The 24,697-nt window shown below is 69.9% G+C and carries 24 protein-coding genes and 2 pseudogenes; 11 read left to right on the top strand and 15 right to left on the bottom strand.

The annotated features are described in order from the left end of the window. Window positions 1-139: 139 nt before the first annotated feature. The 5 genes and pseudogenes from ACIBTS_RS42205 to ACIBTS_RS42185 all read right to left on the bottom strand — a co-directional run. Window positions 140-967: a protein phosphatase 2C domain-containing protein gene (locus ACIBTS_RS42205; protein ID WP_399326273.1), complete on the bottom strand. Its 828-nt coding sequence runs from the start codon at window positions 965-967 to the stop codon at window positions 140-142. An 82-nt stretch (window positions 968-1,049) separates the two neighbouring features. Further along, a complete protein-coding gene (locus ACIBTS_RS42200) occupies window positions 1,050-1,535 on the bottom strand; it encodes a heme-degrading domain-containing protein (RefSeq protein WP_399326271.1) in 486 nt (161 codons plus the stop codon). 50 nt (window positions 1,536-1,585) lie between these two features. Then, window positions 1,586-2,749, bottom strand: a complete 1,164-nt coding sequence (locus ACIBTS_RS42195) for an MFS transporter (RefSeq protein WP_399326269.1) — start codon at window positions 2,747-2,749, stop codon at window positions 1,586-1,588. Between the two features lie 63 nt (window positions 2,750-2,812). Further along, window positions 2,813-3,727: a GMC oxidoreductase gene (locus ACIBTS_RS42190; protein WP_399326267.1), complete on the bottom strand. Its 915-nt coding sequence runs from the start codon at window positions 3,725-3,727 to the stop codon at window positions 2,813-2,815. A 646-nt stretch (window positions 3,728-4,373) separates the two neighbouring features. Further along, window positions 4,374-4,472 (bottom strand): annotated as a pseudogene (locus tag ACIBTS_RS42185) (hypothetical protein); the annotation flags it as partial. Between the two features lie 474 nt (window positions 4,473-4,946). Here ACIBTS_RS42185 and ACIBTS_RS42180 point away from each other — a divergent pair. Further along, window positions 4,947-5,150, top strand: a pseudogene (locus tag ACIBTS_RS42180) (copper homeostasis protein CutC); the annotation flags it as partial. Here ACIBTS_RS42180 and ACIBTS_RS42175 read toward each other — a convergent pair. The 4 genes from ACIBTS_RS42175 to ACIBTS_RS42160 all read right to left on the bottom strand — a co-directional run bounded on the left by ACIBTS_RS42175 (window position 5,110) and on the right by ACIBTS_RS42160 (window position 8,411). Beyond that, window positions 5,110-5,469: a MarR family transcriptional regulator gene (locus ACIBTS_RS42175; protein WP_399326280.1), complete on the bottom strand. Its 360-nt coding sequence runs from the start codon at window positions 5,467-5,469 to the stop codon at window positions 5,110-5,112. The pseudogene ACIBTS_RS42180 and the gene ACIBTS_RS42175 overlap by 41 nt on opposite strands. A gap of 219 nt (window positions 5,470-5,688) precedes the next feature. Next, complete coding sequence (locus ACIBTS_RS42170) at window positions 5,689-6,981, bottom strand: LCP family protein (RefSeq protein WP_399326265.1); 1,293 nt, start codon at window positions 6,979-6,981, stop codon at window positions 5,689-5,691. 415 nt (window positions 6,982-7,396) lie between these two features. Continuing rightward, on the bottom strand, window positions 7,397-7,621 hold the full coding sequence (locus ACIBTS_RS42165; RefSeq protein ID WP_399326263.1) for a DUF397 domain-containing protein: 225 nt from the start codon (window positions 7,619-7,621) through the stop codon (window positions 7,397-7,399). Beyond that, the gene (locus tag ACIBTS_RS42160; protein WP_399326261.1) at window positions 7,611-8,411 is read right to left on the bottom strand and encodes a Scr1 family TA system antitoxin-like transcriptional regulator; all 801 of its coding nucleotides are present in this window, start codon (window positions 8,409-8,411) and stop codon (window positions 7,611-7,613) included. The genes ACIBTS_RS42165 and ACIBTS_RS42160 overlap by 11 nt, the downstream gene beginning before the upstream one ends. 299 nt (window positions 8,412-8,710) lie before the next feature. Between ACIBTS_RS42160 and ACIBTS_RS42155 the strand changes: the two genes are divergently transcribed. After that, window positions 8,711-8,983: a hypothetical protein gene (locus ACIBTS_RS42155; RefSeq protein WP_399326259.1), complete on the top strand. Its 273-nt coding sequence runs from the start codon at window positions 8,711-8,713 to the stop codon at window positions 8,981-8,983. A gap of 235 nt (window positions 8,984-9,218) precedes the next feature. Here ACIBTS_RS42155 and ACIBTS_RS42150 read toward each other — a convergent pair whose 3' ends face one another. After that, on the bottom strand, window positions 9,219-10,919 hold the full coding sequence (locus ACIBTS_RS42150; RefSeq protein WP_399326257.1) for a lysyl oxidase family protein: 1,701 nt from the start codon (window positions 10,917-10,919) through the stop codon (window positions 9,219-9,221). 359 nt (window positions 10,920-11,278) lie between these two features. Between ACIBTS_RS42150 and ACIBTS_RS42145 the strand changes: the two genes are divergently transcribed. From ACIBTS_RS42145 to ACIBTS_RS42135, 3 genes are all read left to right on the top strand, one after another. Further along, entirely contained in the window at window positions 11,279-12,298 is a 1,020-nt protein-coding gene (locus ACIBTS_RS42145) for a glycoside hydrolase family 26 protein (RefSeq protein ID WP_399326278.1), read from the top strand. 62 nt (window positions 12,299-12,360) lie between these two features. Then, window positions 12,361-13,356: a M23 family metallopeptidase gene (locus tag ACIBTS_RS42140; RefSeq protein WP_399326255.1), complete on the top strand. Its 996-nt coding sequence runs from the start codon at window positions 12,361-12,363 to the stop codon at window positions 13,354-13,356. Window positions 13,357-13,530: 174 nt separating this feature from the next. Next, complete coding sequence (locus ACIBTS_RS42135; RefSeq protein WP_399326253.1) at window positions 13,531-13,761, top strand: hypothetical protein; 231 nt, start codon at window positions 13,531-13,533, stop codon at window positions 13,759-13,761. 93 nt (window positions 13,762-13,854) lie between these two features. Here ACIBTS_RS42135 and ACIBTS_RS42130 read toward each other — a convergent pair whose 3' ends face one another. Further along, window positions 13,855-14,355, bottom strand: coding sequence for a hypothetical protein (locus tag ACIBTS_RS42130; RefSeq protein ID WP_399326251.1), 501 nt, complete (start codon window positions 14,353-14,355; stop codon window positions 13,855-13,857). A gap of 156 nt (window positions 14,356-14,511) precedes the next feature. Between ACIBTS_RS42130 and ACIBTS_RS42125 the strand changes: the two genes are divergently transcribed. Continuing rightward, window positions 14,512-14,943, top strand: a complete 432-nt coding sequence (locus ACIBTS_RS42125) for an FxLYD domain-containing protein (protein WP_319675735.1) — start codon at window positions 14,512-14,514, stop codon at window positions 14,941-14,943. A gap of 104 nt (window positions 14,944-15,047) precedes the next feature. Here ACIBTS_RS42125 and ACIBTS_RS42120 read toward each other — a convergent pair whose 3' ends face one another. After that, window positions 15,048-15,758, bottom strand: coding sequence for a DUF6445 family protein (locus ACIBTS_RS42120; RefSeq protein WP_399326249.1), 711 nt, complete (start codon window positions 15,756-15,758; stop codon window positions 15,048-15,050). Between the two features lie 332 nt (window positions 15,759-16,090). On the opposite strand from ACIBTS_RS42120, the gene ACIBTS_RS42115 reads away from it, so the two are divergent. The 3 genes from ACIBTS_RS42115 to ACIBTS_RS42105 are packed head-to-tail and all read left to right on the top strand — an operon-like array spanning window position 16,091 to window position 18,595. Next, entirely contained in the window at window positions 16,091-16,564 is a 474-nt protein-coding gene (locus tag ACIBTS_RS42115; RefSeq protein WP_399326247.1) for a GntR family transcriptional regulator, read from the top strand. Between the two features lie 4 nt (window positions 16,565-16,568). Continuing rightward, the gene (locus ACIBTS_RS42110; RefSeq protein ID WP_399326277.1) at window positions 16,569-17,501 is read left to right on the top strand and encodes an ABC transporter ATP-binding protein; all 933 of its coding nucleotides are present in this window, start codon (window positions 16,569-16,571) and stop codon (window positions 17,499-17,501) included. Then, window positions 17,498-18,595 (top strand): ABC transporter, encoded by a 1,098-nt coding sequence (locus ACIBTS_RS42105; RefSeq protein WP_399326244.1) that lies wholly within the window; start codon window positions 17,498-17,500, stop codon window positions 18,593-18,595. Before ACIBTS_RS42110 ends, ACIBTS_RS42105 begins: the two co-directional genes overlap by 4 nt. Window positions 18,596-18,740: 145 nt before the next feature. On the opposite strand, the gene ACIBTS_RS42100 is transcribed toward ACIBTS_RS42105, so the two are convergent. After that, window positions 18,741-19,085 carry a hypothetical protein gene (locus ACIBTS_RS42100; RefSeq protein ID WP_399326242.1) on the bottom strand — a complete coding sequence of 115 codons (345 nt, stop codon included), beginning with the start codon at window positions 19,083-19,085 and terminating at the stop codon, window positions 18,741-18,743. A 203-nt stretch (window positions 19,086-19,288) separates the two neighbouring features. On the opposite strand from ACIBTS_RS42100, the gene ACIBTS_RS42095 reads away from it, so the two are divergent. Beyond that, a complete protein-coding gene (locus ACIBTS_RS42095) occupies window positions 19,289-19,516 on the top strand; it encodes a hypothetical protein (protein ID WP_079661063.1) in 228 nt (75 codons plus the stop codon). Here the strand turns inward: ACIBTS_RS42095 and ACIBTS_RS42090 are convergent. Beyond that, window positions 19,513-20,250 carry an MOSC domain-containing protein gene (locus tag ACIBTS_RS42090; RefSeq protein ID WP_399326240.1) on the bottom strand — a complete coding sequence of 246 codons (738 nt, stop codon included), beginning with the start codon at window positions 20,248-20,250 and terminating at the stop codon, window positions 19,513-19,515. The genes ACIBTS_RS42095 and ACIBTS_RS42090 overlap by 4 nt on opposite strands. A 208-nt stretch (window positions 20,251-20,458) precedes the next feature. Between ACIBTS_RS42090 and ACIBTS_RS42085 the strand changes: the two genes are divergently transcribed. Then, complete coding sequence (locus ACIBTS_RS42085) at window positions 20,459-21,184, top strand: DUF4142 domain-containing protein (protein ID WP_399326275.1); 726 nt, start codon at window positions 20,459-20,461, stop codon at window positions 21,182-21,184. A gap of 84 nt (window positions 21,185-21,268) precedes the next feature. Here the strand turns inward: ACIBTS_RS42085 and ACIBTS_RS42080 are convergent, their stop codons facing one another. Next, a complete protein-coding gene (locus tag ACIBTS_RS42080) occupies window positions 21,269-24,676 on the bottom strand; it encodes a S8 family peptidase (RefSeq protein WP_399326238.1) in 3,408 nt (1,135 codons plus the stop codon). Window positions 24,677-24,697 lie beyond the last annotated feature (21 nt).

Raw genomic sequence — 24,697 nt, 5'->3', positions numbered from 1 at the left:
CGGGCGCCCCCCCGCCCCCCCCGCCCCCCGCGCGCGCCCCCCCCCCCCCCCCCCCCCCCCCCCCCCCCCCCCCCCCCCCCCCCCCCCCCCCCCCCCCCCCCCCCCCCCCCCCCCCCCCCCCCTCGACCCAACGGTCCTACTACGCGACCAACTTCCAATGCACGATGCTTGCGTCATCGTGCTGCTTGAAGCGGGGCCAGCGCCGACCACGGGGGTCCTGGCGTTCGGCCGCCCTGACGATCCCGATCAGGTGGAGCGGCCCCGTCCGGTCCAGGGTCCTGATGACCTGTGGCCAGGAGGCAAGTGCATAGAGGTCGACGTAGTCGGCTACGCCGTCGCTGAACGCGGATACGGAACGCAGTCCGGAAACAGTCACGCTGCCGGTGACGGCCTCGGTGGCGGCCCGCGGATCCGCTCCCACGACCCAGTACCCTCCCGGGGAATTGCGGTAGGCCAGCTCCGCTGCGATGTAGGCCCTGCGTGCCGTGGCATGGGCTGGTGAGCCAAGAGGCGAGCCGCTCATGTCCGCCCACAGTTCCCGGAGCTCCGGCAGACCCTCCACCCTGCGGTCGCTGATGACATCGGTCGTACCGTCGTCGTGGGCGAAGACCAAGGAGGAGTCGTGTACGGAGAGGTGCTCGACGCGGTCACCTGAACGGCGTGCCATGGCCACGGTCGTGGAGGGCGTGCCAGGATGCCGGAGGTCGCAGGTCGTCGCGTGCAGTGCGGCGACTTCCTCGATCGACAGGGCCAGGATGTCGGAAAGCGGGCTGTCGTCGGTGAGGGCCCGTGCGGCCAGTCGTCCGCCCAACTGCCGTACGAGCCACTCGACCCCGTGCCGACAGCCCCCGCCGTCCTCGCTGGGGCCTCCGGCTCCGTCGAGCAACACCACCAGGCCCGGCGCCGTAATGATCAGATCCTGGTTCGGCACGTCCCGGCGTCCGGGTTGCGTGGCCGTCTCGATCATCACCGTTCTTCGTCCTTTCCGGTGCTTTCCGAGGGGGCCGGCCCACGGTGCGACGGGCGCGCCGCGCCGCGGGCCGGCTCCGTCACTTGGTCCGTTCCAGGAACTCTCGCACCATGCGGACCGCGAAGTAGTGGTCCTCCTTCTGGTCGAGTCCGGATACCGCGATGGTGCCGATGACGCCGGTTCCCGCGAGAGTGATGGGGAAGGCGCCTCCGTCCGCCGCGTAGCGGGCGCTGTCCAGGTGGTACATCTCCGCCACGGTTCTGCCCTTGCCGGCGGCGAGGTTGCGCATGTAGTACGAGCTATGGGCGAGTTGGTCCACCAGCCGGCTCTTGCGGTCCAGCCAGGAGTCGTTGTCGGCGCCCGTTCCGGGCAGCGACGCCTGGAAGATCCGCTGGCCGTTGCGGCGGATCAGGACGGCGACGGGAAGGTTCTCGGCGGTGGCCCGGTCCACGGCGGTCTGGCCGAGGGCGAAAGCGGTGGCGTTGTCGAAGGAGGAGAACTGGAGTTCCGCTTCCTCCTTGAGGAGTGCTTCAAGGTACTCGTGAGCAGGGGCTTGGGACTGCACTCTCTGACTCCTGATGGCTCTGGTGTCTGACGGTGATGCCGGTGCGTGCTTCACGCCGCCTGGCGGGCAGGTACGCGTACCGGGCTCATACGTGCGCAGAGCGCGCACCCCAGGGCTCCGGCGGCCATGAGCGCGCCGGCCCATCCGGGGGAGGCGTAGCCGAGGCCGGCCGAGATGACGGCTCCGCCGAGGGCCGCGCCGACGGCGTTGCCGATGTTGAAGGCGGAGTGAATGGAGGCGGAGGTCAGGGTCGCTGCCTCGCCGCCCTCATCCATGACCCAGGTCTGGAGTGAGGGGACGGCGGCGGAGCTGGCCGCGCCGATGAGGAGGATGGTCGCTGCGGCAGCCGTAAGGCTGTGCGCTGTGGCGCTGAGGGTGAGCAGGGCCAGTGCCAGGACGGTCAGCGAACCGGTGAGGGCCGCTCGGCGGTTTCGGTCGGCGAGCCGGCCGCCGACGTGGTTTCCCGTGGTCATCCCGACGCCGAACAGGCACATGACGATGGCGACCGCGGTGGTTCCGGATCCGGTGAGGTGGGTGATGATCGGGGAGACATAGCTGTAGGCGGTGAAGACGCCGCCGTAGCCCAGTCCGGTCGTGGCGAGCGCCAGCCATAGCTGACCGTTGCGGAACGCCCGTATCTCCTGCCGGAACGAGACGCCCTCGGGGCGCCCCTGATCGGGGATCGTGCGCCAGACGCTCAGCAGACAGAGCACGCCGATGCCGGCCAGCAGCCAGAAGGTGGAACGCCAACCCAGGTGCTCGGCGAGCAGTGGGCTGAGCGGGACGCCGACGATGTTTGCGATGGTGAGGCCGGCGAACATGAACGACACCGCCCGGGCACGCTTCTCGGATGGTACGAGCGTGGCTGCAACGACCGCTCCCACCCCGAGGAAGGCACCGTGCTGCAGCGCCGTGAAAAAGCGGGTCGCCAGCAGCACGGGGAAGTTGGGGGCGAGCGCGCTGCACGCATGCCCGACCGTGAACAGCGTCATCATGGCGAGCAGTGCGGACCGGTAGGAGACCCGGATGAACAGGGCAGCCAGCAACGGCGCGCCCACCACGACGCCGAAGGCGTACGCGGAGATCAGGTAGCCGGCTGCTGGAATGGTGGTGTCGAAGTCCTTGGCGATGTCCGGGAGCAGCCCCATCATGGCGAATTCGGTCGTGCCGATTCCGAAGGCGCCCAGAGAGAGCGCGAGGAGGGAGATTCTCATGCCGTCCGATCTGGTGCGTGAGTGGTCGGGCCGGGGAGGCCGGCCGAGACCGGCCTCCTGGCATCAGCCGACCTGGGCGGCGACCGGCTCGCTGAGAGCAGGGCCTCGGGCGTGCTGGGGATAGGGCGAGACCGCCAAGTGGTGCGCTGCCTTGAGCGCCATGGCGACGCTGGTCAGCGTCGGATTGCACGCGGTGCCGGTGGGGATGACGCCGTTGCCGCCGAGGTAGAGGTTGTCGAGCCCCCACACCTTCGAGTTGGCGTCCACAACGCTCGTGGCGGGATCGGTGCCCATGCGGACGGTGCCGGCGATGTGCAGGGGCAGTCCGGGGGCGGTGAACCGGGGTTCGGAACCCGGCAGGAAGCCGCCGAGGGCCGTCGCCGCTCGCATCATCTCGGCCATCATGGTGTGTTGACGTGCCGAGTCGTCGGAGCTGAGGGTGAAGTCGAAGGTGGGCTGGGGCATTCCCATGACGTCGGTTCGCGTGTCGGAGAACGTTATGCGGTTGTCCGGCCGTGGATCGACGATGCCGAACCAGCGGAGGTCGACGATGAGTCTGCCGTCGACGTGGGGTGGCACGTCGCCGTAGTGGAAGGCGTCACGGGTGATCTGGGCATGCCAGGGCCGATTCTCCGACACCGGGATCCATACGTTGGGCTCCGGGTCGTCCACCGGGATCGGGAGTTCGTCGTCGGGGAACAACCGGGTGTGCCCATCGACCTGAGCGGAGAATCGCCGGTCCGTGCGGATTCCTTCCACCAGGTCCTTCAGCAGGACGACCTGGCAGAAGGCCATCGGGTGCTCGGTCATGTAACGGCCCAGCGCCTCGGGCCGGATTCCGGAGGCGTGCAGCAGTTGGGGGGTGAGGACGGCGCCGGCGGCCACGACGTATTTGTTGGCCACCACGCGTACCGTCTCGGACTCGTTCAGATCCCGCACCTCGGCGTACTGGATCGTGCCGCCGTCCCCGTCGAGCACCAGCCTGGTGCACAGGTGCTGGGGGAGCAGATGGAACCGCTCGTGCCCGTCGGCGAGATGCCCGGAGGATGGCGTCCACCCCGGTCCACTGCACCATGCGCGGGTTGTCGTGACGACGTCGTGCGGCCAACGGCAGACTCTGGACCGGGTAGGCGTCCGGTAGTTCGGAGAACTCCCGGCTCAGGGCGCCGGTGACCACCTGCTGCCGAATCGACGCGTCGAACTCCCGCCCGCTCACCCGCAGCAGGCGCTCGGCCTCGTCGAAGAGAACGTTCCACTCCGCGTTCGTGATGCCGTTGTACCGCTCCATTTCGGGATGCGGCCGCGGGGTGGCGCCCGTCCAGTGCGTCCCCATGCCACCGACGGCGTAGCAGGCCGCGGCGCCCGGGAGGTTACGGTACGGATCCTGCTCGGGGTTCTCGGCGTTGCGGGCGCTGCTCCGGTTGGATCCCAGCTCAGGCGTCGCCGCGGGATCGACCGACAGCTCGGCCCTGGCGCTGGTGGGTACGGACAGCAGATGCAGATGACCCCGGATGATCGATGCGAAGAGGTTCGTGTTGTGCTGGTAGATGTAAGCGTTCTTGAGGTGTTCTCCGGGACGCGGGGACAACTGGGCCCCGGCGTCGATCATGAGAACCTCACGTCCTGAGTCCACCAACGTGCGGGCAAATGCGGCTCCCACGGGCCCGGAACCCACGACAAGGACATCGGTGTGACGAGTGCGCGGTGACAAAGACTCCCCCATGCCGTTTTGGTGACGGCCTTCCCCGACGCCCCGGCGCGCGGCCGTGAGCCGCGGCTTCTCGAGAGATGCACAGGCGCGATGAGCGCGAGGAGGGCTGGAACAGGTCTCGGCACTGAGACTCTGCAGGAAAGTCGGCCGCTCTCTGATCCCGGACTTTTTCGTCACGGAACGCATGCGTCCGACCACGAGAAGTCTTACATTGGCGAGCACAGTTCAACAATGTCAAACATTCTGTCTCGTATGTGATCTAGGGATCGGCCCGCAATGCGAGCTAAGTCCGCTTCAGCGTGCGAAATGTCGAACCGCTTTCGCGATTTCGATCGGTGCGCCCAGGCGGCGGCGGGCGCTGCAGAAAGGTTTCAGCCACGGAGGATCTCATTCCGCACCGTGTGACGTGCATCTCACGCAAGTCGGCGAGGTGGAGGATCCAGGGGCCGTCTCGCGGGCTGACGCCCTCCGAACGTATACGAGATTGGACCAGACCTGCACCAACTGGTGACGTACGTGGCGGCCGACGGGCTCACCACGTCGGCCCGCACCTTCGCCGGTGTCCGTGCCGCCGTCGAACTCGATCTGCGCGTGATGCTGCGGCTCGCGGACGGCTTCGTGGCGGGCGATGTGGACGGCCTGGTACGGATCACGGACGAGCTGCGCGCGGCTGGCACCGACCAGTTCGTGCCAGTGACATCTCCGTGTGCGTCACGAAGTCGTCGACCAGGCGGTCGAGGAGCGTTCCCAGTTGACGCAGGTCGGCCGGGGTCCAGTCCGACAGGGCGGCCTGCATGCCCCGCAGGCCCGCGTCCCGGATGCGGTTCACGGCGATCCGGCCGGCCTCGGTGAGGCGGACAAGCTGGGCCCTGCGGTCCTCCGAGTCCGGGATCCGGGCCACGAAGCCGGACTTCTCCAGCTGCCTCAGGTGGCGCGTGACGTGGGACGCCTCGACGGAGAGACGGACGCGAGCCCCCTCGGTGCGAAGGCGCAAACGAACGAGTCCCACCCCGTCTGACACGGGATGGGACTCATTCTCGATGGAGCGCCGGGCAGGCCTTGCACCTGCATTTCCCCGCAGGAAGCGGGGCGTCTTTCCTTGGACCACCAACGCAGAGGTCGTTCACCGTTTTTCTTTCTGGTGACCGGCTCAAGATCAAGCTTACCCCATCCGGCGGGTCCGATTGACCATGTACATCGTCAGGTCTACATCGTCAGGTCTGCATCGTCAGGCGACGTCTTCGACCTTCAAGTCCTGCCCGACGACGAGGGTGACGACCCCTGCAGCGGCCGAACTGTCCGCCGTGGGCGTCACGTTGGGCAGCCTGGAGGCGATGACGGCGGCCTTGCCGTCGAGGCCCGCCGGGTAGGTCAGGGTCGACTTGGCCACCGTCTGAGGCGCGTTGCCCGTGCCGGTGACGATGTAGCCGGCTTCCTTCAGCTTCTCCGCGACGGCGGCGGCGCGCCCCGAGACGCCCGTGCCGTTGAGGACCTGGACGCGCACGCTGGAGGCGTACACCACGTTCTTCTTCGCCGCCTCCAACTGCGGCTTGGTGACCTCCTTGTCCTTGGCCAGGGAGGTGAACAGGTCGGCCGCCTGCGGGTACTGCCACACGACGTTGGCCTTGTCGGCCGGGTTGTCGGCGACCCGCCCGTAGTTGGGCACGGTGAGGAAGCTGAGGCGGTCGCTCGGGATGCCCTTGAGCTCGTCGGCGAGTCCGTACAGCGGCTGGATGCCGGCGATGTCGGGGTCGGTCGTGAGGGACTTGGTGATCGCCTGCAGGAAGCCGTACATGGCGTTCGGGCTGGTGAGCTTCGCCTTGGCCTTCTTCGCCAGGGCGTCCATGAACTCCTGCTGGCGGCCGATGCGCCCGATGTCGGAGTTGTCGCCGACGCCGTAGCGGGCGCGGACGTAGCCGAGCGCCTTCTCGCCCTTGACGGTCTGGCAGCCGGCCTCCATGTCCAGGCGGGCCTTCTCGGAGTGGATGGCCTGCTTCGGGCAGACCTCTATGCCCTCCAGCGCGTCGACCATGCCCTTGAACCCGGAGAAGTCGACCGACATGAAGTGGTCGATGCGCAGACCGGTGTTGGACTCGACGGTCTTGATGGTGCAGGCGGCGGCCTCGCCGACCTTGCCGTTGCTGCCGCCGATCGCGAACGCCTCGTTGATCTTGAAGTGGTGCGGGGAGGACGGCCTTCCGTCGCCCTTCTCACAACTGGGTATCTCCACATACGAGTCACGCGGGAAGGACACCACCGAGGCCCACTTACGGTCGGCCGGTATGTGCAGCACCATCAGCGTGTCCGACTGCATGGTGGTCAGATCCTTGCCGTACTTGGCGTTCGCGCCGTCACGGCTGTCGGAACCGACGATCATGATGTTCTTGGAGCCGGGACTCAGGTTGACCGGCCGGTTGCCGCCCAACTTGTCGTCCACATCAGCCGAGTTGATGTTGTTGTTGAGGTCGTTGTAGATCCACGCGCCGACCCCGCCGATGCCGAGGACGACGACGGCCGTCACACCGGCCCCCCACGCGAGGATCCGCCCGCGCCGGGTCAGCCGGGTCCCGCCGGACCTGCCCGGTCCGGCCCCCCTGCCCCTGCCCGCGGGACCGTTCCCCCGGATGTTCCCGCGGCCGGTCGCCTCCACTGGAGTACGTCCACGCCTTCTCGTTCCGCTCACCGGCGCTCGCCCTCCGCCTCGGCCGTTGTCACCCCGTACACCGTGCTCGGATCGTCGGCGTTGGTCACCGCCGAACGTCGGAACCCTACACGCGTGTAGGAATACGTCCGAAAAGCACAGGCGACTCAGGAGACGAACGAAGCAACGGAAGGGTTGCCCCGGGCAAGACACACGAGGGGTGCCTCCGCGCGCCCCCGAACCGCGCTCTCACATGACGATGTGACAGGGGCTCTGTCACATCGTCACGTCGCGGTCATACCGCCAACTTCCCGGCCTTGAGCGCCTCGACGAAAGCCGACCAGCCGGCCGCCGGGATGAGGAGGGCGGGGCCGTGCGGGGTCTTGGAGTCACGAACGGGGACGGCGGCGGGGTAGTCGTCGATGACCTCGACGCAGCTGCCCTGGTCGGCGCCGCTGTAGCTGGACTTGCGCCAAGCGCTCAGCGCGGAGGCGCGGGGAATGGCGTTCTCAGCTGTCATGGTGACCGTGTTCCTCTGCTGTGGCCCGCAGAAGTTCCAGTGACTGCTTCTGGGGCAGGGCATCTCCCAATGCCAAATCGTATGTGTTCTGATACCGCCGGACCAGGGATGGAGAGTCCTCAACCCTTCCCGTGAACAGGCCCTCCACGTAAGCCACCGGGGGCTGATCCTCGAACGACATGAGCGCCAACATTCCCCCGAGAAGCATGTAGGCCCCCATACCGAACGGCATGACGTGGAGGCGGATGCGCTCACTGTCGGCGAGGTCCGCGATGTGCGTGAGCTGCTCCGCCATGACGGTCGGACCGCCGACCGGCCGTCGGATGACGGACTCGTCCAGCAGCGCCCACAGTGTGGGGGTCACCGGATCCTCTAGCACGTGAGCGCGCTCCAGTCGTGTGACAACGGCCCTGTCACGTTCTGATTCACTCAGCCGAGGGAAGCCCGTGCGCAGAACCGCGTCCGCGTACGACCGGGTCTGCAACAGACCGGGGACGAATGACGGCGCGAACTCGCGGATCATGACGGCCTGCTGCTCGAACTGTCGGGCCGCCTCGAAGTGCTCCGCAACCGCCCTGTCCTCGTTCTTGGGCAAGAAGCTGAACAGCACGTTCCCCGTGTTCAAGGCCCTGTCGAGTCTCTTCGCGTCGTCCTCCGAAGGCACCCGTCGACCCGCCTCGATGTGGGCGATATGGGTCCGGGTCATCACCGCACGGTCCGCGAGTGCCTGCTGGGTGAGGCCGGCCGACTCGCGTTGCTGCTTGAGCCAGTCACCGAAAGCGTTGGCCATGAGCTAACTCCCCTGTGTGACAAGGCATTTGTCACGCTGCGTGTACTGGAACTGTACGTTCAGGCACCCGACGCTTGTCTCATGAATCCACGCATCCGCATTCGCTTTCCCCGTCGCCTCACGGCGTTGCTGCGACGCTTCTCCCGGACCACACCGGCCCCTCCTCCGCCACTGCCGACCACGACCCCGGCCCCGGCCCCGGCCCCGGCCCCGGCCCCGGCCCCGCCACCCTCACCCCCGCCGATGGTGCTCGGCTTCGGCATCGGAGCGTGCCTCGGTCACCGTGCGGGAGAGAACGGGTGACCCACCACGCTCCTCGCCTCCTCCCCTGGACGACCCCCGAGGGCAACCCCGCATACGTCGTCGGCGACGGCACCGGACACGTCTCCCGGATCGCCGACGACATGGAGCGCGTCCAACTGGCCATGGCGGTCGAACTCCTGGGCCACGCGGGCGACTTGCTAGCAGACAAGGGCTCCACCACCGTCCAGCTCCGTTATCTGCTGGCCCGGATGTCCGAGTCGCTGACAGCCGTGCACCGCATCGCGGAGAGTCGGGGTGCACGCGTATGACACCGGCCGACGGGGTCCGCGCCCTGTCCGTCGAGTGCACCGTGGCGCGCGAGCCCGGCTACGAGGACGTGGCGTCGACGTGCACCGGGCCCAGTCGGGCGGTCAGGGCGACGGAGGCGAGGAGGTCGGCGAGCGTCATCGGCGGAGCGTCGCAGCAGGTCGGCGCCGCTGTCCAGCGGAGGCTGTCCAGCGGATGGTCCGCATGCCCGCGACGGCTCCGCCGATGCAAGGCGGGTTACGGCGCGTCGATCAGGTCCACCGGCGGGACCGTCACCTTGCGGGCGCCCTGGGTGCCGCCCAGGACGACCTTGCGCAGGGAGACGTTGTTCTTGGTGTTGGCCTCCTGCAGGCGGTTCGCCGGGTTGGCGATGACCTGGATGTAGTAGGTGCCGTTGGGCAGGTCGGTGATGTCGAAGGACTGGCCGGGCCGGTACTGGGTGTACGTGTCACCGGAGCCGACGTCGAGGACCTCGCGCACGGAGATGGAGTTCTGCTCGCCGCAGGCCGTCGACAGATCGGTGTTGTTCGGGTGCCAGTTGGCGTTCTTCACCGTGTAGTCGATCGCGTCCGTGTTGGCGAGGCAGAACGCCTCCTTGCCGCTCTTGACGATCTCGTGCTGGTCGGCGGCGAGCAGCCGGTAGCTGGCGAAGTCCGTGAAGTGCCAGTGCTCGTGGCCGATGCGCGGGTCCCACTCCATGGTGCCGGCGGGCGCGTAGCCGACCTGCTTGCCCTTGGCGTCGTAGAAGTACTGGTAGGAGTCCATCAGTTCGGCGCCGGGCTTGCGGAAGCCGTCCACCACGAGGGGGGCGGGGCCGGCGTTCCAGACGTTGGCGCTGAAGGCGAGGTAGTCCTTGCCGGGGACGTCGCCGTCCTCGCCGTCGGTGACCGCGATGTCCCAGGCGGGCAGCGAACGCAGGTCGGGCTTGGGCACGTTGGCGGGAGCGCCCGCCCGGCCGGTGGGCCGCTGGCCGGCGGCCTTCAGCGCCGGCGCGATCCGGGAGCCGTCGGTGTGACCGGCGCCGTCGCCCAGGTGGGTGAGACCGCGGGCCTCCAGGGCGTGCGAGAGCGCGGAGGGCGTGGGGGCGTCGGCGCCACGGGGGCCGTAGTGATGACCGGCGGCCATGCCCTGCATACCCTCCATGCCCTCCATGTCCTTCATGCCGGCCATGTCGTGGGCGCCGTGGGAGGACGTCGAGGAACGCAGGCCGACGCCTCCGCCGTCACTCTCCTGACGCACCGTCACCTTGACGGTGGGCTGGTCGTTCGGGATGCCGAAGAGGTCCCGGTACTTCTTCGCGACCGACACCTTGGCCGTGTACTCGCCGACGGGCAGGTCCACCGGCTTGTCGTAGTCGACGGTGGAGGAGTTGGACGCCCAGCCCTTCTCGACGCCCCAGACGGAGCCGAGCGTGAAGGGGTTGGTGGAGCAGCTCTCCGGATAGTGCGAGGTGGCCGGGGCGTCCGGACGCAGTCGCCCGGAGGCGTTGTTGGGACAGAAGTTGCCCTGCGTCTTGCGCACCTCCACCCCGGCCGCGTTCTTGATGGAGACCTCCAGGAAGCCGGGCAGCCCGCTGAAGTCCTTGACGGTGCCCGCAGGCAGCGTCTTCGTCGTCGTCTTCGTCCCGTTGCGCAGGATCTGCTGGGCGACGACGGGGTCCTTGTACGACTTACGGGTCACCTTCAGCTCCAGCGGAGCGTTGTCGACGGTGACGTAGGTGCCGAGGTCGAGGTAGACCCCGGCGCCCCCCTCCCCCTCGTACCGGTCGAGGGTCACGGCCTTCGACGCGGCGATCAGCTTGAGCTTCGGCGTGCCGGGCGGGCTCGCCGTCGCGGCGCCGGCTCCGGGAGCGGCCCCGGCGACGGCGACGACGGTGAGCGCGGCCCCCGCGGCGAACGCCGCACGCTGCAGGCCCTTGCGATGGTGCTGTCTGGTCATCGGTTCCTCGTCTGCGAGTGCCCTGGTCAGGGGCATCGGACTGGACAGCCCACAGAACCGACCGCAGTTGCACGGACGCACCCCACACGTCCCGGCCGAAACCGTGAGCACCCTGTGAGACATGTAAAAGCCTTATGTGGGTTGCCTGTTGAGGAGGAAAAGAAGCGGGCGTCAGTGCTTGCGCAGATCGTGGATGAGCGGAGAAGGCTGCCGGGCGGGCGACAGCCGTTCGCCGTCCCCGGTCCGGGTGGTTCGTCGGTGAGTTCGGGGTGCGGGAGGGGGCGTGGCGTCATTCTGAGCCGGTGGTCCGCCCCCTTCGGTTTTTTCGCGCCTTTCGATTCCTTCGCGTCCTGCGCGCCCTGCGTGCCCTTCGGGTGGCGCTCGGGCCGTTCCTCGCCGCCCTTCTTGTGCTCGTCGGGCCCGCCTGCGTTCCCGTGGGGAAGGGGGTCGGGGTGCCGGGTGGGGCGTTCGGGGCGTACGTGGGGTTCGACGGCGACGGGGTACGGCGGATCGCGGGGCTGGACGAGTGGCTGGGGGCTGCGACGCCTCGGGTCGGGCACGCGTATCTGCCGGGGGACCGGTGGAGCAACATCGAGGGCGCGCCCGGCTATCTGGAGTACTGGGCGCGGTGGCGGAGGCAGCGCGCCGACCGGATGTTCGTGCTGAACGTGCCGATGCTGGAGCGGACCGAGGAGCGGGTGTCCGACGCGGTCGTGCGGGAGGAGCTGCGCAAGGGGGCCCGCGGCGACTACGACGGGCATTTCCGCGCGCTGGCCCGGCGGCTCGTCGCGCTCGGGGTGCCCGATGCGGTGCTGGTGGTGGGGTGGGAGATGAACGGGATCACGTACACCCATCGGTGCGGGCCCGATCCGGCTGCCTGGCGGCGGTACTGGGCGCGGATCGTCGACGCCATGCGGTCCGTGGGCGGGGGGCGGCAGCGGTTCCGGTTCGAGTTCACGCCCAGTCGGGGGCGGGACGCCGTGCCGTGGACCGCGTGCTACCCCGGCGACCGGTACGTCGACGTCGTCGGCATGGACGCCTACGACCAGCCCCACGGCATGCCCTTCGACGAGCAGATCGCCGAGCCGTACGGCCTCGCCGCCCATGTGCGGTTCGCGCGGGCGCACGGCAAGCCGGTGTCGTATCCCGAGTGGGGGCTGTACCGCAACGGCGACGACCCCGAGTACGTACGGGGCATGCTCACCTGGTTCGCCGAGAACCGGCCGCTCTACCAGACCATCAGCGACTACTGCCCGCACGGTGTCTGGAGATGCGCCGCCAATCCGCGCTCGTCCGCCGTCTACCGCTCCCTGATGGGCTCCGCGACGGGCGGGGCAGCGGGCGGGGCAGCGGCCGGGGCGACGGGGCCGGGTGGGTGAAACCCGGCCGTCTTCGGGCGCGTGGCCGCCCTGACCGTCCCACCCTGGCCGACCATCACACGATGGGACGAGAACACCATGCGCGTCTGCGTACCGCGACCGGGACGGCCGTCTTCCTCGCCCTCGCCCTCCTCCTGCTCGCCGCCATGCCCGCCGGAGCCGGAAGCGGAGGCGGAGGCGGCCGGGGCGGAAGCGGGGGCGGCGGGTCGGGCACGACCGCCGACCGTGCGATCCGCGCGCACGAGGCGGCTCGCGAGCGGGTCGACCGGCTCCGGGAGGCCGACGCGCTCCCCACGCAGATCAAGGACGCCGAACGCCGTCGCAAGGCGCTGCGCGCCGGCCTGTGGGACATGCTGCGGGCGACGGCGAAGGAGTTCGGTGACCCGGTCGCCGTCGATCCCTCCGGGCGGGACGGCCACTGTCCCTTCGGCGACCCCAGCCGCCCACCCTCAGCCGCCCGCTCGTCCGGGCAGCGTGTTCGGGACTGGACGGCCCCGACCCGCCGCTACTGGCTCTCCGCCGGGTTCGCCGCCAAGGGCTCCCGCTGGGCCCACCGTCACACCGGCCAGGACTTCGCCGTGGACTCCGGTACGCCCGTGTACGCCGTCGGCGCCGGCACCGTCCGCGCGACGACCTGCGGCGACGGCTTCGGCAACCAGGTCCTGATCCGGCACGGCGACGGCTACTTCACGCAGTACGCCCACCTGTCCCGCCTCGACGTACGCAGGGGCGCGCACGTGGCGGCCGGTCAGCGGATCGGCCTCTCCGGCGCGTCCGGCAACGTCACCGGACCACACCTCCACTTCGAGGTGCGGATCACCCCCTACTTCGGCTCCGCGGTACCGCCCCTGCCCTGGCTGCGCCGCAAGGCCGTCGACGTGTCCGCGCCCCCGTCGACCCCATCAGTGTCATCGGCCCCGCCGGCCCCGCCGGCTCCACCGGCCCCGCCAGCCCCGCCAACTCCATTCGCCCTATCTGCCCCAACGACCCCACCGGCCCCACCGGTCCCATCGGCCCCACCGGTCCCATCGGCGTCCGGAGCATCCGCCGCCCCCTGATCATGGGCCGCGCCGCAGGCGTCGTCGCGCAGGTGCAGTCGGCGCAGGTCCTGGACCAGGGCGACCGGATAGTCGTACCGGCCCCAGCGCTCGCGGTAGCCCTCCTCGCCGTACCGTGCGAGGACGGCCTCCGCCGCCTCCAGCACGGCGTGGACGAAATCCGGGCGGGACTGCGTGGAGCGCCAGACGACCGTGCCCGCGGAGTCGGGCAGGTCGGGGCTCACGGCCACGTCCGGGAAGCGGTACACCGTCACCTCCACGTCGTCCGCCTCCTCGCTCCCGCCGCGGCTCAACACCCAGCGCAGTTCCGTCGGTTCGTCGTCGAAGAAGAAGCGGATCTCCCTCGCCGGCCCGTACAGACCGCCCGCGGCCGCCACCAGGTCGGCCAGCGCGTCCGTGAGGTAACCGCAGACGAGGCCGACCTCCTGTCCATCGGCGGCCGACAACCGGCAGCGCGCCCAGCCGTGCCCCGTCAGTTCCCAGTCGATGATCACCGGCTCATGCTACGGACGGTGCGGCCAGCGCCCAGATCACGAACACGTCGATGGCGATCTGGACGAGCGCCCAGACCGGCGCGTACGGCAGGAACAGGAACTGCAGGATCAGGCTCAGTGAGGCCAGCACGATGCCGCTGATCCGCGCCCACTCGGCGCTCTCGGCCCCCTTGAGCAGCCCCCAACCGGTCACCGCCGCCACGGCGCCCACGATCAGCAGGATCCAGCCCCAGCCGGTCAGGTTCATCTCGTAGACGTAGTCGCCGACGCGGGCGTAGACGTCGTCGTCGGAGATCGCGGCGATGCCCTGGAAGACGGCGAGGATCCCGCTCACGAACATGAGCACGCCCGCGAAGAGGACCCCTCCGGCGGCCAGTCCGGCGTGGGCCGGCGGCGGCGAGGTCCGGCCGGGCGTGCCGGTGCCCTGGTGGGACGGGTCCCAGACCGGGGGCGCGTGCGAGTGCGAGTGCGACGGCGACGGGTTGGAGTGGGTCTGGTCGCTCATGGCGCTGCCCGTTTCTATAGACGGCTGTCCTTTGTCGACCTTCTGTCCGGGCGGGGGCGGTCACCACGGGGGTGCGCCGTACGGGTGAGCCGGCATGCGGACGGGGCCGAAGACCCCTTCACTGGAGGAGCCCGGGAAACCATCACAGGAGGCACGATGCCGCGCATCAAGGGCGTGCTGTCGCTGACGGCGGCGGCGATCTGCTGCGCCGTCGCACTCACCGGCTGCTCGGACGGCAACACCCCCTCGTCGGTGTCGTCGGCCTTCGCGTCGGCGACGGCGCAGGTGGGCCGCGAGCTCGACGCGATCAAGGGCGGGGCGGACGTCAAGGGCGATGTGAAGCTCGGCACGCCGGGCACCGACGGCGGCCGCAGCACGGTCGAGATCACCGTCACCAACAGCGCCGACTCGACGAAGTCCTTCGCCGTCCAGGTCGACTTCGCGGACTCCGCGGGCAACCGGCTCGACACGGTCCTCGTCACCGTCTCGGACGTCCAGGCCGGCAAGACCGGCACGGCCACCGCCCGCAGCAACCGCACACTCTCCGGCAAGGTGAAGACGGAGGTGGCGCGGGCGGTGCGGTACTGACGCGGACTGGGCGGAAGGCGGTGGCGTCCGGAGCGCCGGCCTGGGATCAGTGGGGTGGGAGGGGTGTGGGTGTGGCGGCGGGACAGCCGTTGACAGCCGAGGGCTCAGGCCATCCAGAAGAAGACGGCCGTCATCCGCTTCTCCTCCAGCGTGGTGCCGGAGTAACCGGTCGCGCTGTGGATGAGGTTGGCGTTGTAGAGGAGCAGCCGGTTGTACTTGTGGGGGACGCGTACGTCCTCCTCGAAGGCGTCCGGCGCGACGAACCGGGTGCCGAGGGCCTCGACGAGGTTGTTGTGCGGGGCCTGGACGACGTTGCCGCCGAGCCGCCCGCCGGGCAGGGACTGCCGGTAGAAACTGGTCCCGCAGTCCTTGGGCACGGACGGGTTGAGGTACAGCACGGCGGCGTACCTGCACAGCGCACGCGAGTCGGAGTGCGGCCGGGGCGAGCTCTCCCCCTCGCCGACCACCTGGATGCAGTTGTGGTTGAGGGTGCCGCCGCCGGGGGCCTGCTGCACCCACAGTCTCTGCGCGCCCGTCGCCTTCCTCACCAGCCGCTCCACGCGCCCGAGTTCGCCCGGCTCCAGCCCCGGCATGGTGCGCAGTCCGGGCCAGCTCTCCGCCGTGTACGGGTGTCCCTTGACCCAGTCGTCCTTGGCGAGACAGCGCTCGCGGATCGCGGCGACGTCGGCCTCGGGGAAGACGTCGTCGATCACCCAGTAGTCACGGCCCTTGGTGGGCTTGCGGTAGGGCAGGACGGGGAGTGGACGCATGGCGGCAGCCCTTGCGGGCTGATGGGGCCGCTGTGGCATGGACATGCAGCGAATCTAGGCCGGGGGTTCACCAGGACTCGCCCGCGATTTGGTCCGGACTCTTCCGCGAACTGGTCAACCTTCCGTCAACCGGCAAGGGCCTGTCCGGCGGATCAAGCCGCAGGACGGCAGCGGCGCCTGATCACCGCCGGTGAGCGGGGGGAAGGCCTGCCACACCCCGCGTCTGCGGCATGACTCTGGCACCCCGGGCGCGTCGAGCAGGACCCGGATACGCGCGGTGACCGTTGCGGACCCGTTCCCGGATCCCGTTGACAACTGCCGTCACTCCCTTCCATCATCATTCCACTAATCACATAGTGGAATGATGATGGAAGGGAGTGGTGGCCGTGGAGTACCGCATCGACAGGCGGAGCGGGGTCCCCGCCTTCCAGCAGATCGTGCAGCAGACCAAGCAGGCCCTGCGCCTGGGCGTACTGGCGCCGGGCGACCGGCTGCCCACCGCCAAGGACGTCTCCGAGACGAGCGCGGTCAACCCGAACACCACCCTCAAGGCGTACCGCGAGCTGGAGCGCGAGGGCCTGGTCGAACCGCGACCGGGCCAGGGCACCTTCGTACGCCGCACGTTGGGCCGCCCAGAGACGGGCACCGACTCGCCGCTGTACGGGGAGCTGGTGGCGTGGATGTCGAAGGCGGCCGGGGCCGGTCTGGAGCAGGAGGACGTGGCCGCGCTGGTCGCGTCGGCACTGGAGAAGCAGTACGCCACCGGGACCACGGCGGTCACGGGGGTCACGGGGGTCACGGGGGTCACGGGGGTCACGGGGGTCACGACAACGAGGAGCACAGGTGAGTGACGTCATGTATGCGGGGGAGCCGGCGCTCGAGGCGTACGGACTGGGGATGCGCTACCGGCGGGGCTGGGCGCTGCGGGACTGCACCTTCCGGCTTCCGGCGGGCAGGATCTGCGGGCTGGTGGGCCCCAACGGGGCGGGCAAGACCACGCTGCTGAACCTCGCGGCCCATGTCCTGAAGCCGACGCAGGGCTCGCTCAGTCTGTTCGGCCAGGCGCCGGGCGCGGTGGAGTCCGGTCGGCGTACGGCCTTCCTGGCGCAGGAGAAGCCGCTGTTCCGTCGCTTCACCGTGGCGGAGACCCTGCGGCTGGGGCGGGAGCTGAACCCCGGCTGGGACCAGCGCGCCGCCGAGGACATCGTCCGCGCGGGCAACGTGCCCTTCGACGCGAAGATCGGCACCCTCTCCGGTGGCCAGCGCACCCGCGTCGCCGTCGCCCTCGCCTTCGGCAAGCGCCCCGACCTGCTGCTGCTCGACGAGCCGATGTCGGACCTCGATCCGGTCGTGCGCCACGAACTCATGGGCACCCTCCTCGCCGAGGCAGGCGAGCGCGGCACCACCGTGCTGATGTCCACCCACGTCCTCGCCGAACTCGACAACGTGTGCGACTTCCTCGTCGTCGTCTCCGGCGGCGGAGTGCGCCTCGCCGGTGACGTGGACGACCTGATGACCGTGCACACCGTGGTCACCGGGGCCCGGGAGGGCGAGGGCCTGCCCGCCGCCCTCGGGTACCACACCCTCGTCGAGGCCCGGACCAGCGGACGGCAGTTCACCGCGCTCATCCGCCCGGAGGGCCCGGTCACCGGCCCCTGGGAGGTGGCCGCCCCGAGCATGGAGGAACTCCTGCTCGCCTATCTCCGCTCACCCGACGCACCACCGCTGATCACCCCCACCGCCCAGGTCCAGGGCCAGGCGTTCGGCACCGGGACGGCGGCGGCATGAGCACCTTCACCCGCCCCTCGACCGACGGCAAGAACGGGACAGCGAACCGGACGATGAACGGCACCATGAACGCAACCAAGAACGGACCCAGGCACGGGGCCGGGAACGCGACCACCACGCAGGTCACCCGGCGTCCCCGCCTGAGCGGTATGACCTGGCTGGTCTGGCGCCAGCACCGGGCCGCGTTCTGGACCATGATCGCCGCCACCGTGCTCTGCGTGGCCTGGATGGTCTACCAGCGCGGCCAGATGATGGACTTCCTCAGCTCCTACGGCTTTCCCGCCAAGAACCTCGACAACGCGGAAAAGGAGCTCTCGCCCTACATCGGCGCGTTCAATACCGTCACCACCGGTCTCACGGCGATACCCGTCATGCTCGGTGTCCTCCTCGGCGCCCCGCTGCTCGCGGGCGACCTGGAGAACGGCACGGCCAAGCTGATCGCCGCCCAGTCCGTGAGCCGCAACCGCTGGCTCGCCACGAAGCTGGCGCTGACCGGGCTGGTCGTCACGGTGACCACGGTCGCGCTGTCGGCTGTGTTCGCCTGGTGGTGGAGCCCCATCAAGGCCCAGAACGTGGACCTTGACTGGACCTCCAGGGAGTTCTTCAACACCACGGGCCCGGTGCCCGTCGCCCTCTCCCTCCTCTCCGTGTTCGGCGGGGTGCTGATCGGTGTGATCCTGCGCCGCACGCTGGTGGCCATGGTCGTGACCCTCGGCTTCACCGTCGCCGTCCAGGCGGCCTGGGGCTACTTCAAGCTGTCGCTCGGCGACATCGTCACGGCCACCACCAAGCCGGTCAGTCCCGGTGCCCCGATCACATTCCCGTCGTCGGTGCCCCGCACCGCGCACGTGCTCGACACCTCGTATGTCAGCGGTAGCGGGAAACTGTTCGACTTGAACATGTGTGCGGAAACGTCGACGGAGGAGGCGACTCAGCTGTGCATGAAGAAAGCGGACATCGTCGGCTCGTCGATTGACTACATCCCCATATCGCAGATGAGCAGTATGCAGTGGTTCGGCGCGTCGATTCTGTTCGCCCTGACGGCCGGCGTCGTGGCGTTCCTCTTCATCTGGGGTCGCAAGCGGCTCGTCTGAGTAGCCGTTCACGCCCCCACAGGGGCACTCGTCTCCACAATCCCCCGATGCGCGAGGTGGCCCTACCAGCTACGTGAGAGCCCCCGTCCGCTGGCGCCGAAGCAGCCGGACGGGGGCTCTCACGTTCACGTTCTCGCCCGCGTCCTCACGGAAGGAAGACGACCGAGCGCAGCTTGAGGCGGTCCGTGGCGGGGCGACCGTGCGGGCGCAGCGTCCAGGAGTCGCCCGAGCAGTCGGGCTCGGTGAAGACGACCGCGGTTTCGTCGGTGTCGTTGTGCGGGGCGAAGGCGGGCTCGGAGGCGTCCGGGTCCGCGACTTCGGCGAGCGTGACGCACTCACCGCTGGCCGGGTCGTGGAGGGCGACCGAGATCGGTTCCCCGTTCAGCCCGACGACCTGGTACCCGAAGTCGCCGGTCGCGGCGTGGGCGGGGGTGGCGAGGGCGCCGCAGGCGGCGGCAACGGAGTGCCGGAGACGCACGAGGTTTCTCATCCGCAGATCGGAAGCGGGAAGGTTTCTCTGTCATCCGTTCGGACCAACGCCCTGCGCCCTCGCAGGGTCGCAGCGCACACGCCCCCACCCTCCCCGCCACCTCACACACGTTCTTCACTTGACGCACACAGAAACTCACAGAAACTCCCGGAACTGTGGCCTCCGTCACAGCACACACGGGCCGCGCCTGCTGAAGTGTCCGGATGATCGGTCCCCTGCTGCGCCTCCTGCCGTTCTGGGTGCGCGAGCCCCTGCTCACGGCCTTCGGCGTCCTCTTCAGCGGCTTCCTCTTCTACGCTGCCGTCCGGGACGACGAGTGGAAGATGGCTGCCCTCGGCGCCGCCGTCGTCCTGTTCACCGCGATCCGTATCCACACCATGAACCGCGCCCTGCGGGCCCGCCGCCTCCTCAAGGACGCCGAGGGCGCCTAGCACCCGGCGGCAGGCCCCGGATCCCCCTCCGCCGACAGCAGCACCTCGTCCCCCAGCCGCACGCTGCCCTCCCGCCGTACCTCGAAGTACGCGCCGAAGACGACCCCGCCGTCGTCCGCGCGGTGGTGGTCGGCGAGGGTGCGCAGGGGTTCCGGGCCCGCTCGGCGGCCGGTGGACTGGTCGATCATGGTGACCGCGCAGCGGATCGTGCCCTCCGTGAAGGCGAGTTCGGCGTCGGCGATGCGAAGGCTCGCCGCGCTGTTCTCCGTGTGCGGGGCGGCCCAGCCGTCCACCACCAGGTTGGGGCGGAAGCGGGTCAGCGGGACGGGGGCGGCTCCGCGTTCGCGGATGCGGCGGTTCAGGGCGTCCAGGCTGGAGCGGGAGACCACATGCACGCGGTTGCCGTTGCCCGCCGGTGAGCGGACCAGGGTGCTCGGGACGCCGAGTACGTCGGTCAGCCAGGCGTTCACCGCCCCGTCGTCCGCCGGGCAGCCCGCCTGCACCGGCGGGCTGCCCGGCGCCTTCAGGATCAGTTCGCCCGAGGCCGTCAACTCCGGTGTGATCAGCGCCAGTCGGGGGTCGCCCCACTGCCAGCGCAGGTCGCCCTTCTCATCGGCTATCGCGTATGTGCGGTCGTGCGGCAGGCCGGTGCGCGTCAGGGTCGCCGCCGTGAGCGGGGTCCCCGCACAGCCCTTCACCGGGTAGTACGTGATACCGATCAACCTCGCTGCCATCCCCCGCCCCCTCGCCCGGCCATCCGCCCGGCTGTCCGCCGATTCGTCGTCGGCGAAGTTTTTACCGGGCCGGATGAGTCCGAACCGGCTCGCGTTCGTATTTCTCTCTGTCCGACCCGCCAAGTGACGCACACCGACGGCACATCGACGGCACTTCGGCGGATTCCCCGACCGGGCAGGAGGAACGGTGCAACTTTCGCGGAACGCGATGGGAACTCTCTTCGTGGGCGGCGCGTTGGCACTGACGCTCGGCGCTCTCGCGTACCCATCGATGCTCGGCCTGGACACGGTGTCCACGTCGACCGACCGGATCATCGCCAACACCCAGTGGGGTCCGTTGACGGAAGGCGACCGGTCCTTCGTGGTGGCAGTGCGGGCGGCCGGTCTGTGGGAGTACCCGGTGGGGCAGATCGGTCTGCAGAAGGGGCAGAGCAAGGGCGTTCTCACCGCCAGTCAGCACCTGATCGACGGGCACGCGGCGCTGGACGAGTCCTGCCGCAAGATCGCGCCGATGTTGAACATCACGATCCCCAACGTGGCCAGTCCGCAGCAGGAGGGCTTCGTCAACACCCTCAAGGCGGACCAGGGCAAGCAGTTCGACGTCGACTTCGCCAACATCCTGCGCATGACGCACGGTTCGATCTTCAACACCATCGCGAAGATCCGCTCGACGACGAAGAACACGCTGATACGCGCCCTGGCCGACCAGGCCAACGACACCGTCCTGGACCACATCACGGTGATGGAGAAGACCGGCCTGGTCGACTTCGACACCACGCTGTTCAACCAGACGACCCCGCCGAAGCTGCCCAAGTCGGACATGACCCCGCCGGTCCCGCCGGCCGGTCAGCCGCTGATCGTGCTCACCCCGCCGCCGAACCCCACCTCCACCCCCCTGGACCTCGGCGCCGCGGTGGCAGGCAACAACCGGTAGCCGCCCGGGCATCGGCCCACGCATGCACGGCGGAGCGGGCCGGCCGACGCGATGTCGACCGGCCCGCTCCTGTGCTGTTCGGGGTCAATCGCCCCGGAAGGCGTTGTGGATCGTCTGGGTGAGGGTGTTGCCCTGCTTGTCGACCGCCGTGGCGCGCAGCGAGAGGCTCTTACCGGCCGCGGGGTTGCGGACGAAGAACCCGAGCTTGCCGACCGGCGTTTTCTTCCAGGTCGTGCCGTCGTAACTGACCTCGACGGTGAGCGACTTGAGGTTCGCGCCGGCCGCCGCGCCGACCACCGTCACCGGCACCCGGGTGACCGCCCCGGCGGGGACCGTCGAGTCGCCGTCGAGGTGCGGGGTGAAACGGACCACCGAGATCGGCAGTGCCTGCTCCCCCGTGGTGTGGGCGGAGGCGAAGGTCCAGGTCGCCTCGACCTCGGTGGCCGCGGCCGCCGGGCCGCCGCGGGAGGCCTTCGCCGTGAGCTTGAAGTCACCCGAGTCCGCCGGGGCGGTGACGCCCTCCCAGCAGCCCAGGAGGTTCGGTGAGGAAGAGACCTCGACTCCGTTGCGGTACAGCGTGGCGGAGACGGCGTCGTCGTTCCCGGAACTCCAGTTGCCCGTGCCGTCCCTGAGGAGGCTGAGGCATCCCGTGATCCGGTCGCCGTCGCGCGTGACACCCTCGCTCTCGCGCGTCTCCAGAGCGGGGCCGAAGACTCCGACGCCCAGGTCACGGCGGTAGGACTGGCCGGCCTCGTAGCGCTGGACGCCCGTGCCGTGCGACAGCTCCGGGTAGCTCCCGCTGTCGTCGTACTGCTCCAGCGCGGTGGACCAGTCGGCGCTCGCCTCCGTCGTCGCGTACGTCGTCGTCGCCACGGGCAGCGGACGCATGACGCCCGGGCTGAAGATGGAGCCGAAGGCGTCCGGGATGATCGGTCGGGCGGTGAGCATCCCCTGTTTCCCGGGGACCGTGGCCCCCAGCCGGGCGTCGATCTTCGCCAGGTCCGCCGGTTTCGGATGCCGTTCGAAGCCCGTGGCCAGCCGGGTCGTCCTGCCGCCGTAGGAGAGGCGGTACTCCTTCGTGCCGTTGACGTCGAACGCGTCGAAGCCCTGGAACAGGGTGCCCTTGGCCGCGAAGTCGGGGCCGAGCTGTGCGGTGCGGATGGTCGAGAAGTCGGTGCCGGCCATGCCGGTCGAGAAACCGAAATCAGGGGTGTTGAGCTCGGTGTACACATCGGCGGCCTGGCGTTCCGCGGCCGGATCGGGACCGGTGATGTCGATGGGCTTCGCGGTGCGGGCGTCGAGCGTGACCGTCGTGTCCTTCGTGACCTCGAAGTGCGGCGCCGTGAGCTGACTCCGGACCTCGTCCGAACCGTAGATCATCGCCTCGAGGTAGTAGTCCCCCTTCGGCACGCGCACCGTGTAGGAGCCCTTCGAGGGACTGCTCGCGTAGTTCTCTCCTGCGACGCCGAGACCGGAGAGCAGGTAGAGGCCGGGCCAGTGGACGGTCGTGGCCGGCTCGCCGTCGGTTCCGAGGTGGCGGACCGTCACCTCGTATGTCTCGACCTCGCGTTCGACGGCCGCCGTCGTCTCGACGGTCTGGGCCGCGCCGGTGGCCTTCACGATCGCCGTGTACACGCCGTTGACGTCGCCGCCGGGCCGGGTGTCGGCCGTCAGGGCGACCGTGGCCGTCCCGTTCGCGGGGACGGTCAGCCGCCGCGCGTCGAGCGCGAACATGTCCGCCGGGGCGGCCTTTCCGTCGGGGCCCGTCGCGGCCACCGACAGGTCGAAGGTGACCGGCTCACTGCCGAGGTTGCGGTAGGTGATCTGCTGGGTGACCGGCGTGTCGTCCGCGTGCGGGTAGGACTGCCGGGCGAACGCCACCGACGAGGGCTCGGCGAGAACCGTCTGCCCGATCGCCGCGGCGACGTCCACACGACCGCCGCCCTCCGCGAGCGCGCCCGCGCCGGACGGCCGGGCAGCGGCGACGAGCGCCGCCTTCAACCGCGCGCCCGTCCAGTCGGGATGCTCCTGCTTGAGCAGCGCCGCCGCGCCCGCGACATGCGGGGTGGCCATCGACGTTCCCGAGAGCGTGGTGTATCCGGGCGGCTGCTCGCCGTACCGTCCGGCGAGCACGCTGCCGGAGGGGACGGCGGCGGTGATGTCCACGCCGGGCGCCGTGATGTCCGGCTTGATCACCGTGCCGTCGGCGGCCGGGCCGCGGCCGGAGAACGAGGCGACGGCGTCGCTGCCGTCGACCGCTCCCACCGACAGCGCCTGCTCGGCGCTCCCGGGCGACTCGACGGTGTGCGCGTCCGGGCCGCTGTTTCCGGAGGCGGCGACGAAGAGGATGCCTTGCTCGGCCGAGAGCCGGTTGACGGCCTCTTCCACCAAATCGATGCCGGGCATGTCCTGGTGTCCCAGACTGAGGTTGACGATGTCGGCGTGCTGGGCGGCAGCCCATTCCATGCCGGCGACGACCTCGGAGTCACTGCCGTACCCGTCGTCGTCGAGCACCTTCCCGTCGAGGATGCGGGCGCCCGGGGCGACGCCCTCGTACGTGCCGCCGGACTTCGCTCCCGTGCCGGCCGCGGTGGACGCCACATGGGTGCCGTGGCCGAAGCGGTCCTTGGTGTCGGGCGAGGCGGAGAAGTTCTGCTCGGCCTCCTGCCGGCCCCGCAGGTCGGGGTGCGTCTCGTCGACCCCGGTGTCCAGGACCGCGATCCGCACGCCGGTGCCGTCGTAGCCGGCCTGCCGTGCGGCGGGCACGCCGATCTGCGCCATGCTCTTGTCGAGGCTCGCCCGGCGCATGCCGTCGAGGGAGATCCGGCGCAGCCCGGGGTCGGCGGTGCGCTGTCCGGCGAGGGCCTTGCCGGCCGGGCGGGTCAGGGTCTCCCAGACGTCCTGCGCGGACGCGTCGGACACGGTGACGGCCTCGGCGTCGATCGACGGGAGGGAGCGGCGCACGGTGGTCCCGCCGTCCTCCCGCAGCTCGGACTTCAGGCTCCGGGCCGCCTTCAGCGGGGCGCTGCCCGCGGCGCCGTCGCGGTAGCTGACGATCAGCCCGGTGCCCGACTTCTGGTGCTTGCGGTACGCGGCGGCGTTGAGCTCCCTGAGGTCGAACAGCCGCTCGTCGACCTGGCCCTTGTCGATGAGCGGCTGGGCGTCGAGCGGAAGGACCAGGGTGTGGTCCTTGGTCCGCTCGATCCTGACGGGTACGTGCTCGCGCCCCTTGCCGGGCACGATCCGCACGGGCTGCCCCGCCGCGCTCACACCGACCCGGTCGCCCGTGATCAGGGTGATCCAGCGGGACACGGGGGCGTCGGCCTTCCCGAGGCCGGCGGGCGACCCGCCGCCGGGCGAGGCGCCTGCGGTCGGTAAGGCCGACCACGGGGTCGCGGCGGCGGTGGCCGGAAGTGCGGTGACCACTCCCGCGGCCAGCACGAGCGCCGCTGCCATGACGACCCGGCCGGGTCCGTTGAGTCTCTTGCGCAACTGTCCTCCCCAGAGAGGCAT

Origin of the sequence: Streptomyces sp. NPDC050121 (assembly GCF_044460385.1) — a bacterium.
Classification (GTDB): domain Bacteria; phylum Actinomycetota; class Actinomycetes; order Streptomycetales; family Streptomycetaceae; genus Streptomyces; species Streptomyces soliscabiei.
The sequence above is the reverse complement of the archived record's forward strand: the minus strand, read 5'-3'. Positions and strand labels throughout refer to the sequence as shown.